Source organism: Methylobacterium brachythecii (assembly GCF_014196345.1).
GTDB classification, from domain to species: Bacteria; Pseudomonadota; Alphaproteobacteria; order Rhizobiales; family Beijerinckiaceae; genus Methylobacterium; species Methylobacterium brachythecii.
Genome location: NZ_JACIDN010000008.1, coordinates 175,922 through 190,671 on the forward strand (window position 1 = coordinate 175,922; position 14,750 = coordinate 190,671).

The 14,750-nt window shown below is 66.8% G+C and carries 14 protein-coding genes; 11 read left to right on the top strand and 3 right to left on the bottom strand.

Annotation, left to right across the window (positions count from 1 at the left end; genetic code table 11):
• Window positions 1–9 precede the first annotated feature (9 nt).
• The 9 genes from GGR33_RS20520 (at window position 10) to GGR33_RS20555 (ending at window position 8,104) form a co-directional block, all read left to right on the top strand.
• Entirely contained in the window at window positions 10–750 is a 741-nt protein-coding gene (locus GGR33_RS20520; protein ID WP_183508713.1) for a DUF429 domain-containing protein, read from the top strand.
• Window positions 751–762: 12 nt separating this feature from the next.
• On the top strand, window positions 763–1,278 hold the full coding sequence (locus tag GGR33_RS20525; protein ID WP_183508714.1) for an NUDIX hydrolase: 516 nt from the start codon (window positions 763–765) through the stop codon (window positions 1,276–1,278).
• A 58-nt stretch (window positions 1,279–1,336) separates the two neighbouring features.
• The gene (locus tag GGR33_RS20530) at window positions 1,337–2,020 is read left to right on the top strand and encodes a carbonic anhydrase (protein WP_183508716.1); all 684 of its coding nucleotides are present in this window, start codon (window positions 1,337–1,339) and stop codon (window positions 2,018–2,020) included.
• Window positions 2,021–2,619: 599 nt separating this feature from the next.
• On the top strand, window positions 2,620–3,483 hold the full coding sequence (locus GGR33_RS20535) for a universal stress protein (RefSeq protein WP_183508718.1): 864 nt from the start codon (window positions 2,620–2,622) through the stop codon (window positions 3,481–3,483).
• A 239-nt stretch (window positions 3,484–3,722) separates the two neighbouring features.
• The gene (locus tag GGR33_RS26035; protein WP_246413324.1) at window positions 3,723–3,998 is read left to right on the top strand and encodes a (2Fe-2S)-binding protein; all 276 of its coding nucleotides are present in this window, start codon (window positions 3,723–3,725) and stop codon (window positions 3,996–3,998) included.
• Between the two features lie 51 nt (window positions 3,999–4,049).
• Window positions 4,050–4,544, top strand: a complete 495-nt coding sequence (gene bfr, locus GGR33_RS20540) for a bacterioferritin (protein ID WP_183508720.1) — start codon at window positions 4,050–4,052, stop codon at window positions 4,542–4,544.
• A gap of 319 nt (window positions 4,545–4,863) precedes the next feature.
• On the top strand, window positions 4,864–5,898 hold the full coding sequence (ruvB, locus tag GGR33_RS20545) for a Holliday junction branch migration DNA helicase RuvB (RefSeq protein WP_246413344.1): 1,035 nt from the start codon (window positions 4,864–4,866) through the stop codon (window positions 5,896–5,898).
• A 244-nt stretch (window positions 5,899–6,142) separates the two neighbouring features.
• Window positions 6,143–7,048, top strand: coding sequence for a hypothetical protein (locus GGR33_RS20550; protein ID WP_183508724.1), 906 nt, complete (start codon window positions 6,143–6,145; stop codon window positions 7,046–7,048).
• 12 nt (window positions 7,049–7,060) lie between these two features.
• Complete coding sequence (locus GGR33_RS20555) at window positions 7,061–8,104, top strand: methyl-accepting chemotaxis protein (RefSeq protein ID WP_281381196.1); 1,044 nt, start codon at window positions 7,061–7,063, stop codon at window positions 8,102–8,104.
• Window positions 8,105–8,107: 3 nt separating this feature from the next.
• On the opposite strand, the gene GGR33_RS20560 is transcribed toward GGR33_RS20555, so the two are convergent.
• On the bottom strand, window positions 8,108–8,785 hold the full coding sequence (locus GGR33_RS20560) for a response regulator (protein WP_183508728.1): 678 nt from the start codon (window positions 8,783–8,785) through the stop codon (window positions 8,108–8,110).
• Between the two features lie 13 nt (window positions 8,786–8,798).
• Window positions 8,799–10,223, bottom strand: coding sequence for an ATP-binding protein (locus GGR33_RS20565; RefSeq protein WP_246413345.1), 1,425 nt, complete (start codon window positions 10,221–10,223; stop codon window positions 8,799–8,801).
• A gap of 510 nt (window positions 10,224–10,733) precedes the next feature.
• On the opposite strand from GGR33_RS20565, the gene GGR33_RS20570 reads away from it, so the two are divergent.
• Window positions 10,734–11,642 carry a hypothetical protein gene (locus tag GGR33_RS20570; RefSeq protein WP_183508729.1) on the top strand — a complete coding sequence of 303 codons (909 nt, stop codon included), beginning with the start codon at window positions 10,734–10,736 and terminating at the stop codon, window positions 11,640–11,642.
• Between the two features lie 34 nt (window positions 11,643–11,676).
• Here the strand turns inward: GGR33_RS20570 and GGR33_RS20575 are convergent, their stop codons facing one another.
• Window positions 11,677–13,392, bottom strand: a complete 1,716-nt coding sequence (locus GGR33_RS20575; RefSeq protein WP_183508731.1) for a DEAD/DEAH box helicase — start codon at window positions 13,390–13,392, stop codon at window positions 11,677–11,679.
• 254 nt (window positions 13,393–13,646) lie between these two features.
• Here GGR33_RS20575 and GGR33_RS20580 point away from each other — a divergent pair, with 254 nt between their 5' ends.
• Window positions 13,647–14,747, top strand: coding sequence for a calcium:cation antiporter (locus GGR33_RS20580; protein ID WP_183508734.1), 1,101 nt, complete (start codon window positions 13,647–13,649; stop codon window positions 14,745–14,747).
• Window positions 14,748–14,750: the final 3 nt, after the last annotated feature.

Below are 14,750 nucleotides of genomic sequence, written 5' to 3' on the forward strand. Positions count from 1 at the left end.
AACCGCCCGATGCCGCGCTGGATCGCTGGTCTCGATGGATGCCGCGGCGCCTGGGCCGGCGTACGGCTCGACCTCGATGAGCCCGAACGATTCCGCGCCAAACGCTTCGTGACGGTCGCAGATCTGCTCGACGCGCCGGAGGCACCGGCCGTCGTCGGCATCGACGTGCCGATCGGCTTGCTCGACAGAGTGATCGGCAGCGGGCGGACGGCGGATCGAGCCGCACGCCTATTTCTCGGAGCACAGCGTTCCAGCGTCTTCCCGGTGCCGCCGCGATCGGCGGTCCATGCCCCGGATTACGAGGCAGCCAAGGCGCTCTCACGGGCCCATTCGGATCCGCCCTTCGCGCCGTCGATCCAATGCTGGAACATCCTGCGATACGTGCGCGAGGTCGATGCGCTGCTGCTCCGGCGTCCGGAGATCCGCGCGCGACTGTACGAAGTCCACCCGGAGGTGGCCTTCTTCCGCCTCAACCGTGACCGCCGGCTGCAAGCCGGCAAGAAGGGGCCTCGCCGACAGGAGGGGCTCGAAGAGCGGCGCAGGCTCCTGATCGGTGCCGGTCTTCCCGACGTCCTGGTACGGTCGGACCCGCCGCGCGGTATCGGCCGGGACGACCATATCGATGCCATGGCGGCATTGATCGTCGCCCGTGACATCGCTTCTGGGCATGCATTGCCGCTGCCGCCGACGATCGAGCGGGATGCGCACGGCCTGCCCATCGTGATCTGGGCGCCGGGCGATCTTTCCTGATAGGGCTCGACCATGACCTCCGATTCCCCGCTCGCCATCCGCCACATCGCGCGCGCCCTCGTATTCGATCCGGCCGACCGGCTTCTGTTGATCGAGTACAAGGCCGTGCGGCCGGCGCCCTCGAACCCGGATTCGAAGAACTTCTGGTTCATGCCGGGCGGCGGGTTGGAGCCGGGTGAGAGCCACGAAGAAGCCTGCCGGCGCGAACTCGGTGAGGAGATCGGGGTCCACGACGTCGCGCTCGGTCCCCAGGTCGCGCTCTGCGACGGACCGTTCCTGCTGTTCGACAAATCCCGCGATGCCCGCGAGCGCTATTTCCTGGTCCGCCTGCCCGACGACCGCGTCGACACCAGCCGCCTCGCCGAAACGGAGGACAATCCGGTCGTCGGCACTCGCTGGTGGCCGCTCGACGAACTCGCTTCGGCAGAGGTGCGGGTCGAGCCGGCCGGCCTCGCCGATCTCGCGCGACGGATCGTGCGGGGCGAAGTGCCGATCACGCCAACGGTCTTGCACTGGCACGGAGCCTGAGTGATCTCTCGTCACGTGATCGGCTCAGAATAAAGAAAGCCGAGAGGAGAGAGCGACGATGTTTCCGGCCGTACTGACAGAAGGTTACCGTAGCTTCCTGGGCGAGCGCCTTCCCCAGGAACGCAAGAAATACCAGCGCCTCGCCGAAGGCCAGAACCCGGACGTTCTGTTGATCGGCTGCTGCGACAGCCGGGTCGCGCCCGAAGTGATCTTCGATGTTGGCCCCGGTGAGATCTTCACGATCCGTAACGTCGCCAACATCGTCCCGCCCTTCGAGGAGGGCGGCGGGTATCACGGCACGTCTTCGGCGATCGAGTTCGCCGTGCAGGGGCTGAACGTGAAGCACATCGTCGTTCTCGGGCACGCGACCTGCGGCGGCATCAAAGCTTTTGCGAAGGGTGCGAAGCCGCTTTCGCCGGGGGACTTCATCGGCAAGTGGGTCAGCCTGGTCGAACCGGCCGCCAAGGCTCTCGAAGCGCGGGGAGCCTCCGCCGACGCCCCGGACTACCTGACTCGCCTGGAATTCGCATCGATCGCTCAGAGCCTGGAAAATCTGCTGACCTTCGGCTTCGTGCGCGAGCGGGTCGAGCGCGGTGAGCTGCACCTGCACGGCGCCCATTTCGGGATCGAGAAGGGCGAGTTGCTGATCCGCGATCCGGAGACCGGCGAATTTCAGTCCGTCGTGGAGCGCGACGGCAAGAGCTTGAGGCCATCGGCGTTGATCGGCTGCTCGGAGCCCTGATGGTTCGGTTTGGCCGGGCCTGACCGGATACGGTCAGGCCGCCCGGTCATCGGTGCGCTGTGCGAGATCCTTGTTGAGTTCGAGCAGAGTCATGTCGAGCAACACCCGCAGGCGAAAGGATGCGTTCGACGGCAGCTGCTTCTTCGCTCTGCGGCAGAGTTCAATGACAGACTCGATCCTTTCTCGTTCTTTTGTATCCAGAATAACCTCCTCAGTCGTCCGACCTTACCGTACGATAAGATGATTTTTGACAACTCGTTCACTCTCCACAACGATCAAATTTTTGGCTTAAAATCGACATTCGTCAAAAATATTAACTAAAGTTATTTTGCTCGTCACTCCTCAATGGCTTCTCACGGCGTCGAGCCGCTGAAAGTTGTAGAAACATTCTTTCTCGTTGCCAAGACGTGCACGCAATACTCGCATATGCACCTGTCTCGTCTGCAATGATCCAGAAATACGGCTTCAGCTTCATCGTCTTGTTCAGAGCTTGCGAAGCCGTCGGTCCGAGAGAAAAAACTCGGAGAAGTACGTGCTCGCGTTCCCCCGCGCCCGAAACCGATCTAGCCTCTACGACGTCTCATGGAGGGTTTCGTGTCTTGAAGACTCTGCTGGTTCCGATCGCCCTGCATGATGCGCTGCCCTCGGTGTTCGAGACGGCACTTCTCGTCGCCCAGCGCTTCGGCAGCCTGATCGAGGGCGTGTCGCTGCGGCCGGCCCTCGCGGAATACGTGCCCGTCGACATGGTCGGAGGCATGACCTGGCTGAGGGACGAGGAAGCCGACCGGGCCGAGGCCGAATCCGCAGGCCAGCGCTTCGCCGCCTTCATGGAGGCCGCCGGATTGCCACGCCGCGATCCCATAGGCTCCTGCACGCCCGAGGCGGCCGCGAGCGCCGGCCCCCGCTTTCGCTGGCGGACCGATGCGCCGCCTGGCGACGCCTTCCTCGGCCAGTACGCCCGTCTGTTCGCGGCCACCATCGTCGGCAGGCCCGGCACGGACGACGCGGCACCGCGCATGACCACCGTCGAGACGGCCTTGTTCGAGAGCGGCCGCCCGATCCTGCTGGCGCCGCCGCGGCCGCCCTCGTCACTCGGCGAGACGATCATCATTGCCTGGAACGGCTCGACCGAGACCGCGCGAGCCGTCGCGTTCGCCATGCCGTTTCTGCGGCGCGCCCGGCGCGTCATGGTGCTCAGCGCCGAGGGCGGCATGGTGCCCGGCCCCAGCGCGGAGGAAGTGGCACGGTCGCTCGCGTGCGAAGGAATCGAAGCCGTCCACAAGGCGTTGCCCGCCGGCCGCCTCACCCCCGGAGAGGTGTTTCTCGACGAGGCTGCGAGCTTCGGCTGCGACCTGCTGATCAAGGGCGCCTACACCCAGAGCCGACTGCGCCAGATGATCTTCGGCGGCCCGACCAGCCACATCCTGTCGCATGCCCAGATTCCGGTGCTGATGGCGCATTGAAGCGAGACATGCCTGCCGAACGCTCGGCATGCGCGCGGCGTGAGGCTGCCCCACGATTGCAAACGGGCTCTCCGCGATCTAAACTCCTGATAGAGCTGAACTTTTTAAATATTCTAAACTGCAGTCGAGATGCTGCGCCGGCTTGGAATCGCCATGAAGTCGAGACATCTCGGCGCCAAGGCCTTCCCGGCGAGCACAACTCGATCGCCCCCCTGTCCGACGAGCCCGCGACTGACCGCATGATCGTCTGTTCCTGCAATATCCTCTCGGATGGCCAAGTCCGCGGCTGTATCACGCCGGGTCCGGGCTGCCCGCGAACGCCTGCCCAGGTTTATGCCTGCCTGGGATGCAGCGCGAAATGCGGGCGCTGCGCGCGCACGATCCGCTCCATCATGCAGACGGCCCTGATGGAGGCGGGCGGTGATGCACACGCGTCATGCGCAACCGCCTGCTCCGCCCCTTGCAGTTTGGGACAATTCCAAACTACAGAGGGCCTGGAAGAGGTCGCAGCTTAGGACGTCCCGTCGATCCAGCTACGGCCCTCGCATAAAAGAGGAGAGTAGCGGATGAAGGGCGATGCCAAGGTCATCGAGTATCTCAACAGGGGCCTGCGCAGCGAGCTGACCGCCGTGAGCCAGTACTGGCTCCATTTCCGCATGCTCAACGACTGGGGCTACGTCGACCTCGCCAAGTTCTGGCGCAAGGAATCGATCGAGGAGATGAACCACGCCGACAAGTTCATCGACCGGATCCTGTTCCTCGACGGCTTCCCGAACCTGCAGGAGCTCGATCCGCTGCGGATCGGCCAGAACGTTCAGGAGATCATCGAGAGCGATCTCGCTGCCGAGAACGAGGCGCGAGCCCTCTATCTCGAAGCCGCGCAGTACTGCGAGTCGATCAACGACCGTGTCTCGAAGAACCTGTTCGAGTTGCTCGCGACCGATGAGGAAGGCCACATCGACTTCCTCGAGACCCAGCTCGACCTGATCGGCCAGATCGGCCTGCCGCTCTACGCGCAGAAGCATGTCGGCGGCCTGGAGCAGCTCCAGCCGGAGGCGTGAGGAGAGGGCGTGCGGGTGGTCCATTCCGCCCGCACATCATTCCGCCAGGACGCGCCGGCCCGATCCCTCGTGTTTGGCGGATGCTCTTCCCGTCGCGGGACCTCGTCGGCGACGGAGGAGGGCCGCCCGGTCGCGATGTAGCGCGAGCGGCCCCGGTATGCGACATCGGGCCGGTGCTTCCCGGTGCAGGGGGGCCTTTCGCCGTCATGCCTCTGAGATCCCGAGCGAGCCCCGTGTGAGCAAGCGCAAGCCTGCGTCGAAACCGTCGAGGACGCCCGCGCCTTTCGAGGATGACGACGCGGCCCCGTCGAGCAATCCCCTGCTCACGCCCGAGCAGCGCTCTGACGACATCGACCAGTCAATCCGCCCGCTCAGCCTATCCGAGTTCATCGGGCAACGGGCTGGCCGGGCTCAGCTCAAATTGGCAATCGACTCGGCGAAGGCGCGCAAGGACGCCCTCGACCACGTGCTCTTCGTCGGCCCCCCGGGCCTCGGCAAGACGACGCTGGCGCAGATTGTCGCGCGCGAACTCGGGGTCAACTTCCGCTCGACCTCCGGCCCGGTCATCGCCAAGGCGGGCGACCTCGCCGCGCAGCTCACCAATCTCGAAGAGGGTGACGTCCTCTTCATCGACGAGATCCACCGCCTGAACCCGGCGGTAGAGGAAATCCTCTATCCGGCGATGGAGGATTACCAGCTCGACCTGATCATCGGCGAGGGCCCGGCGGCCCGCTCGGTGAAGATCGAGCTCCCGAAATTCACCCTCGTCGGCGCTACGACCCGGGCGGGTCTGTTGACCACGCCGCTGCGCGATCGCTTCGGCATCCCGATCCGGCTCGAATTCTACGACATCGACGAGTTGGAGCAGATCGTGGCCCGCGGCGCGCGGGTGCTCGGCCTGCCGATGACGGCGGAGGGCGCCAACGAAATCGCCAAGCGCGCCCGCGGCACCCCACGCATCGCCGGCCGCCTGCTGCGCCGGGTGCGCGATTTTGCCGTCGTCTCAGAGGCCGAGAGCGTCACGCGCGCCATCGCCGACAGAGCGCTCAAGCTCCTCGACGTCGACCCGGCCGGGCTCGACGTGATGGACCGCAAGTACCTGACCATGATCGCGACGTCCTTCGGCGGAGGCCCGGTCGGGATCGAGACCATCGCCGCGGCGCTCTCCGAGCCGCGCGACGCCATAGAGGACATCATCGAGCCCTATCTGATCCAAAAGGGCTTCGTGCAGCGCACGCCCCGCGGCCGTGTGCTCACTGCGCATTCCTTCCGTCATCTCGGATTGGCAGAACCGAAGCGCGATCCCGGCACGCAGTTTGGGCTGTTCGGCGGCAGCGACGACCCCGACGCCTGAACTGGCTCTTCACGGCTCCATGCAAAGTATCACGGTCGCAAGGACCGGATTGCGCTTAGTCGGCGAATTTCCAATATAGCGCCCGATAATACAGTTCAAATCCAACAATACGTGATCAATATAGATTTAAAATCTACTGATATTCAATACTATGAATCAGAAATTAATATAATAGCGGGTGATTAGCGGATTTTTCAGTATTTGACTCGAAAAATGGGCCGTCGTCTCCAGTTACGGTCCCGCGATGAAGCGTCCCGACATCCGTCTCGGCCTGCGTCTACAGATCGCACTGTTGGGCATGGGCGGTGTCCTGCTCCTCGGGCTCGTCTACATGATCGGGTTGAGCCGGCAGGAAGCGCTTCAGGAAAAGCCCGATGCCGGAGCGCGCCTGCGTTCGGCCATCGTCGCGATCCACGGCGATCTCGGCTCAGCGCGGCAGGTGGAAACCGAGTTCCTCCTCAAGCGGCGGGAAAGCCTGATCGGCAAGCGCGAAACGCTCGTCGCCCGGATTGCGGAACAGCTGAAGCAAGTCGAGCAGGCCGTCGCAGAGCTTCCGGCCGACGCGCCTCTGAAGCGCGCCGAGGCGATCAGGGCCGGGCTGAACCTCTACATGACCCGGTTCCAGAACGTCGCCGCCGCACAGCGCACCCTCGGCCTGACCGAGAAGGACGGCGTCCAGGGCTCCCTGCGGGAGGCTGTCCACGCCGTCGAGAAGAGACTGTTCTCCTTCGACGAGCCGAGGCTGTCGGTGCTGATGCTGATGATGCGGCGCCACGAGAAGGACTTCATCCTGCGCGGCGAGGACAAGTATGTCGACGAGCTGCGCGACCGCGTCCGCGAATTCAAACCGGCACTGACCGCATCTGCTCTGTCGCAAGAGGTCAAAACCGAGCTCGGCACGCTCATAGGATCCTACGAGGCCCGCTTCATGGCCTATGCGGCGGGTGCCTCGACTCTCAAGGAAGAGGCGGACGACCTCGCCTCCATCTTCGGCCGGCTCGATCCGCTGGTGGCGGAGGTGGAGACGGCGGTCGAGCAGGAGGATGCCGCGATGCAGGCCGAGATCGCCGCCACCCGCAGCCACACGACGCTGGCCATGTGGGCGATCATCGCCGCGACCGTGCTCTGCGCCGGCGCGCTTTCGCTCTAGGTCGGCCAGCGCCTGTCGGGGCCGCTCACAGCGATGGCCGAGACGATGACGCGGCTCGCCTCCGGCGACCTGCAGACGCGGCTGCCCGCGCTGACGCGCCGGGATGAGATCGGCTCGATCGCCCGCGCCATCGGCGTCTTCCACGCCAAGCTCGTCGAGAACCGCGAGCTCGTGGGCGAACAACAGGCCACCCGCGAACGCAGCGAAGCCGAACGGCGCAGCGCCATCCTTCAGCTCGCCGATCAGCTCGAAGACGAGATCGGGCGAGCCGCGCGGGATCTCTCGAGCGCCGCCGACGCCATGAGCGAGACCGCCGGCACCGTCTCCCATGTCGTCGACGAGACCCGCAGTCGCGCCTTCACCGTCGCCGCCGCCTCCGAGCAGGCCTCGATCAACGTCCGCATGGTCGCCTCGGCGGCGGAAGAACTCACGGCGTCCCTCAGCGAGATCAGCGCACAGGTCGTCCGCTCCACCGATATCGCCCGGCATGCCGCCTCCGACGTTGCCCGGACCGACGAGACCGTCCGAGCGCTCGAAGCCGCAGCCTCACGGATCGGCGACGTCGTCGGCCTGATCGCGAGCATCGCGGGGCAGACCAATCTGCTCGCTCTCAACGCCACGATCGAGGCGGCCCGCGCCGGAGAAGCGGGCCGCGGCTTTGCCGTCGTCGCCGGAGAGGTGAAGGCACTCGCCGCTCAGACCGCGAAGGCGACCGACGAGATCCGCTCGCAGATCGATGGCGTCCGCGACGTGGCCGGTCGAACCGTGCACGGATTGGCCGAGATCGGCGCGACCGTCCGCGAGATGGACGCCATCGCCTCCTCCATCGCGGCGACCGTCGAACAGCAGCGCGCGGCCACGCAGGAAATCGCGGCCAACGTTCTCGAAGCCGCACACGGCACGGAGGACGTGACGCAGACGATCACGGTCGTCGGTCAGGATGCGGAACGCGCGGCCGGAGCCGCCCAGGACGCCCTCGGCGTCGCGCGGCGCGTCGCCGGCCAGTCAAGCGAACTCGAGACGATCGTCGGCCGCTTCCTTGCACAGGTTCGGTAAGGCTCAGCCCTGCCGCTGCGCCTGCGTCACCGCCACGTGGATCAACTCGGCCAGGGTGCGCACGCCGAGCTTCTGGCGCATTTGCGAGCAGGCATTGGTGACGGTCTTGTAGCTGACCGACAATTCCGAGGCGATCGTGCCGTAGGACTTGCCCTGAGCCAGGCGCGACAGGATCTGCTGCTCACGCGGCGTCAGCTGCGTCTCCGGCGTGCGGCGCGGATCGGCCCTGAGCATCGCCACTTCGGTAGCGAGCCGGCGGTCGAGATAGACCTCACCGATGCGCACCGATTCGAAGGCCTGGAACAGCTCGTTCGAGGCGTGGTCCTTCAGCACGTAGCCGAGCGCCCCGGCTTCCAAAGCCCGCGAGACGATGACCGGATCGTTGTGCATCGAGAAGACCAGGATGCGCGTGCTCGGCTCGACGGCTCGCATGCGCCGGATCAGGCCGAGCCCTGCGAGGCCGTTGCCCTGGAAGGTCAGGTCGCAGATCACCACCGGCGGTCGTAGCCGGAAGAAGGCGCGATAGCCCGAGACGACGCCGGTCGCCTCGGCGACGGTCTCGATACCGGCATCCTCCAGCACGCGCCGGCATCCTTGCAGCACGATCGGATGGTCGTCGATGACAAGCACCGGAAGGACGGCGCGGCTACGGCTCGGGTCGGGACGGGTCAGGGCGTTCATGATGCTGGCGCGTTCAGGACGAGGGCGGGGCTGGCGGATGCTCGGACCGGACATCCTCGGCTACCTCGGGCTCGATGGGGATGACAATCCGCACAACCGCTCCGGGAGCCGCATTGTCAAGCGCGAAGGTGCCGTCGAGGGCCTCGACGCGCTCGCGCATCCCGGACAGTCCGAGCCCGGTGCCGTGTCCGGGCGTCAGTCCGGCACCGTCGTCGCGGATCTCGACATGCAGGGTCGCGGCGCTTCGACCCGGTTCCCGGCTCTCGCGAGCCTGCGCCGAGACCCGAGTCGCGCTCCCGTGGCGCACGGCGTTGGTCATGCTTTCCTGGATGCAGCGGAACACGGTGAGGTCGACGAGATCGCTGTAGCCCCGGGCCAGCCCGTCGAAACGGCCCTCGAACACCGTGCCGGGATGCCGGCGCCCGAAATCAGCGAGCAGGAGGTAGAGGCAGTCGGCCAGCGGCACCTGACCGAGCGCATGCGGGCGAAGCCGGTTCAGCAATTCGCGGTTGCGCGCCTGGACCTGACCGACGATGCCACCGATCTCGGCCGCGCGCGACGCGAGCTTGCCTCGGTCCGGGGCGCTCTCGCCTTCCGCGATCCGTGCGACGGAAGCCGCGTTCGCCTCAAGCGCGAACAGGCACGGACCGAACTCGTCGTGCAGTTCCAGCGCGATGCGCCGTCCCTCGTCGTCCTGCGCCGTCAGCAATTGCCGGTTGAGGCGGCCGTTGGCGTCGCGAGCCTCGCTGAGGGCTCCGGCCACGCTGTTGAAACGCTCGGCGATCACCGCGAGCTCGCGCGAGGCGGGCGGGTCGAGATGGGCGGTGTAATCGTGGCGCTCCAGCCGGGTCAGGCCGTCGGCGAGGCGTTCGAGGGGCTTCAGCACGCGACCGAAGGCGATGGTGAGCGCGGCGAGCACCGCGAGGTTGAGGATCAGGCTCGCCAGCGAGAGCGAGACGGCATAGCCCCAGACCTCGTCGATCTCATCCAATGGCTCCGCGGTGACCACCGCCTTGCCGATCGGATTGCCGTTCACGACGATCGGCAATTCGTGCTGCTCGGGTGGAGGCGCGATCAACGCCACGAACCAGGCCGGCGCGGTGTGGTCGTCGCGCCGCAGGTTTGGCAGCACGAAGCCGATGCGCTCGCCTTGCGCGTCGAACACCGCGACACGCACGTGCCGCAGGGTCTGGAAGCGTAGATCGAGAGTGTGGAGCAGGGTCTCCGGCGACGGGTTGCGCGCCATGCGGATGGTGTCGGCGACGAGCGGCTCGACGGTCGCCCGCGTCGCGTTCATCTCCACTTTCACGGCGGAGCGCGCGTTCAGCACCATCACCGCGCAGCAGACGATCGCGGCGATCAGATCGATGGCGAGCACCACGACCACGAGCCGCGTGCGCGTCGGCAGGCTCGCCCAGATCGAAGCGCGGCGGTGCATCGCATCCCGCTCCGTGGCCCGCAGCTCGAACTCCGCGCTCTTCGGCATCATGTTCATCGGCGCGGCAATTAGATGGTCGTCCCGTCCATCCGCGCAGACCAGCCGCTCGGGATTTTTCGGCAATAGATCATCGAATAAGTCACTCGAACTTTTGCTGTTTCCGCTCCTTCTGCAACCTCGCCGATCATTTGGGGGATGTCTATGTCGTGGGTCGCCCGCACGCACTAATGATTCTCTTAAAATCACCCGCGAGGCGGTCGGGCCGGCCATCGGCATCGAGACCGGCACGGAGTCGAGGCCGGCACTCTGCACGCTGCCGAGAGTCTCGCTGCGCCCCATCTCGGGATCACCCAAGTGCTGGCCGGTGACCCTTCCTTAATTGTGACGGCCTAGATCAGTTTTTGTGTAAATGCTGAGCCGCGACGACTTCGCTCGGCGCTTCAGACATCTTGTAGCCGCAATGTCGGGGTCGGGTCGTTGCCATCATACAACGTTCGAGAGTCCGATCTGATGACGGTGAACATCGATCCGTCCGAGGTCCGAGCCGGCACCTCCGCCAAGCCGACCACCAGCATGCCGGCCACCGCCAAGGGCCGGCTTCGACTTCCGCTACGCACGATCCTGATCGGCGGCATCGGCGGCATCGGACTGGTCGCCTTCACCGCCGGGGCCTTCTCGTTCTTCTCGACGCTCGCCGATCCGCGCACTCGCCTGCCGAAGCCGATGCAGGCGGCGGCCTCCATGCCCGACCTGAAGGACGGGTTGCCGGCACTGGTCGACGACGCCGGCCGGACAAAGGCGACGACCTTCAATCTGCCGCGCCCGCAGGCGACGGAGCCTGCCGAGCAATCGCAGCCGCCCGTCCAGCAGGCCGGCGTCGCGCCCCCCGTTAGCGAACCGGCGCCCGCGCCGGCCGCCAAGACGGAGGCCGTCGCCAGCGCCGCGACCTTCGACCCGCAGGCGCCGGCGCTTCGCACCGGACCGAACCCGCCTCAGATCCAGAACGCGGCGACGGTTCCCGCCGCACGGACGGCCGCGATCGTCGCGCCGCCGGCCCGTGCCGTCGCCACCATCGCACCGGCTCGCACCGAGACGGTGAAGGCAAAGCCCGTGCAGGCCGCTGCCATCGCGGCCCCGAGCCGCGAGCTGGACGCGCAGTCCGAGCCGACATCCACCGCGACCGTGACGGCCCCTCCCCCCGCGCAGCCGGCGCATAAGCCTGTCGCCGCCAAGCCTGCGGTGCAGAAGGCCGCCGCGCGCAAGGCCACTGCGAAAACCGCCTCGGCCGAGCCGGACGAACCTGCCGTGGCGACGCCTGCTGCCGCGAGCAGCGACGATTCCGATATTCCGGGCGCCCGTCAGTTCCGTGCCGGCGTCAAGGCGATCACCGGTATCTTTGGCGACAACAAGGAAGACTGAGCCGGCCCTGACGGCTCAGTCTCACCGGACGCGCTCAGCCGTGCTGGCGCTTCGGTTTTCCGACCTCGCGGCGGTGCTTGCTGGCACGAGGACTTTGCTTCTTCGGCGGCGGAGCCCCCTCGCCCGCCAATCTCTCAATGGCGACGTCGGGCGAACCGCGCTCGAAGGCGGCCGCGAAGTCGGCAGCGGCCGTGCCGCGGATTTCGAACTTGGTCTCGCGCTCGAAGATCCGGATCGCGCCGATGTCACCGCGCCCGATCTTGCCGCGACGGGTCAGCATCGGCAGCAGCCGGCGCGGATCGGCGGAGTCCCGGCGGCCGAGATTAAGCCGGAACCAGACCGAGGGGCCGTCGTCGCCGACGCGGGGCGCACCGACCGGCACGGCGCCACGCTCGTCCGCGGCGGCCTTGCGCTGGCTCTGGCGTGACTCCGTGGAAAAATTCGGATCGCCGACCTCCTCGGGGGCCGGGATTCGGGCGCGGTAGGCGCGGGCGAGCGCGGCGGCCAGCTTTTCGGGGGGGAGCTTGGCGAGCAGGGCATCGGCCCACTCCCGGTCCTCCTCGTTCGGCTCCTCGCTGAAGGAGGGGTCGTCCAGCATGCGATCGCGGTCGAGGACGCGGACTTCCTCCGCGGTGGGCGGCCCGCTCCACTCGTAGCTGACGCCGGCAATGGCCAGCATCTGCTCGGCGCGGCGGCGCCGCGAGCCCGCGACCAGCAGGACGCTGGTGCCCTTGCGGCCGGCGCGGCCGGTGCGGCCGCTCCGGTGCTGCATCACCTCGGCATCGTGCGGCAGGTCGGCATGGATGACGAGGTCGAGCCCCGGCAGATCGATGCCGCGGGCGGCGACGTCGGTGGCGACGCAGACCCGCGCGCGGCCATCGCGCAGGGCCTGGAGCGCCGCATTGCGCTCGCCCTGGCCGAGTTCGCCCGACAGCGCCACGGCAGTGAAGCCGCGCTCGATCAGCGAGGCCTGAAGATGGCGCACGCCCTCGCGGGTATTGCAGAACACGATCGAGGTCGGCGCATCGACGTAGCGCAGCACGTTGACGACGGCGTGCTCAATCTCGCGCGGATAGACCCGTACCGCCCGGTACTGGATGTCCGCATGCCCGCGCGAGGCGCCGGCCACGGCCAGCCGCAGGGCGTCGCGCTGGTAGCGCTCGGCGAGGGCGGTGATGAGCTTCGGCAGCGTGGCGGAGAAGAGCAACGTGCGTCGCGTCGGAGGCGCCGCGGAGAGAATGAACTCAAGGTCGTCGCGAAATCCGAGATCGAGCATCTCGTCGGCCTCGTCGAGCACGACGGCCGCGAGCGTCTCGGTCTTGAGGCGGCCGCGCTCGATATGGTCGCGCAGGCGGCCGGGGGTGCCGACGACGATGTGCACGCCGGCATCGAGCGCCCTCGCCTCGCGGCGCGGATCCATACCGCCGACGCAGGGCACGACGCGGGCACCCGTCTCGGCGTAGAGCCAAGACAACTCCCGCTCGACCTGCAGCGCCAGCTCGCGCGTCGGCGCGATCACCAATGCGAGCGGGGCACCGGGAGGGGGCAGCGTCTCGTCGTCCCCGAGCAGGCGCTCGGCGACGGCGATGCCGAAGGCCACGGTCTTGCCCGAGCCGGTCTGAGCCGAGACGAGCAGGTCGCGCCCCTGGGAGGCGGGATCGAGCACGGCCTCCTGAACCGGCGTCGGCTCTTCGTAGCCGCGTGCGGCGAGCGTCCGCGCGAGCGGGGCTGGGAGTATCGGAAACGGCACGGCAATCGACCTTGGAGTCTTGGGGCGGGCTACGCTGGGCGGCCCGCGATCCGTCCGGCGGCAGGCCGGTCTCGGATGAGAAGCAGACATGCTTCCTACGCTCACCGGGACCGGAAGGCCACGGCCCGCGACGCATGCCGCTCGTGCGATGCGGCACGTCCCGGACAGCAATGGAAAATCGCCCGTGGCTTCATCGGGTTGTCGCGCCGACCGACGCATGCCACGAGACGCTGTCGCTAAGGGGAAGGGAGAGGATGGGAACGGTTCTGCGCTTGGTGGTTGCCTGGGCGAGCGTCGCGGCCTTCGCGATGTTCGGTGCCGGCTGGCTCGGCGATCTGTCCTCGCCTCTCTGGGCTACCGGAATCTTTCTCTGGCTGTTTCTCGTGATCATGTGGTCGGCTTTCGGCGTCGTGCATGAAGCCGAGGACCTCGCGCACCGTCTCGGCGAGCCGCTCGGCACGCTGATCCTGACGCTCTCGATCGTCATCATCGAGGTGGTGCTGGTCTCCGCCGTGATGCTCTCGGCCAAGGATGCGCCGACTCTCGGCCGCGACACAATGTTCGCCGTGCTGATGATTGTGCTGAATGGCGTGGTCGGCCTCGGCCTGCTGATCGGCGGCCTGCGCCATCACCAGCAGCGCTACAACCTGAAGGGCGCCGCTGCCTTCCTGTCGGTGATCATCCCGCTCACGGTGATCGCGCTGATCATCCCCAACTTCACGACCTCGACGACGAACGGCTCACTGACCAAGTTCCAGGCAATCTCGTTCTCGATCTTCACGATCGCGCTCTACGGCGTCTTCCTGCTGATCCAGACCAACCGGCACAAGAGCTTCTTCCTGGAAGCCGAGGCCGAGGAGAGCGATGCCGCGGCCGAGGGCCAAAAGGGCGAGGCCTCCGCCAAGGCCGTGCTGATCCATACGGCACTGCTGCTGGCCAACATTTTGCCCATCGTCCTGCTCGCCAAAAGCCTCGCCAAAGTGCTCGATCACGGGATCGCCGCGCTCGGTGCGCCTCACGCCCTCGGCGGCGTGCTCATCGCCGGCATCGTGTTCACGCCCGAGGGCATCAGTGCGCTCAAAGCCGTCTCGCGCAACGAGCTGCAACGAGCGATCAATCTTTGCCTGGGCGCGGCCACCTCGACGGTGGGCCTCACCGTGCCGGCGATCCTCGCCGTAGGGCTCATCACGAACCAGACCGTCATCCTCGGCCTCGCTCCGACCGAGATGACGCTGCTTGCGGTCACGCTGATCCTGAGCACGCTGACCTTCTCGGGCACACGCACGACGGTGCTCGAAGGGGCCGTGCATCTGGTGCTGTTCTTCGTCTACCTAACGCTGATCTTCTCGCCGTAAGTC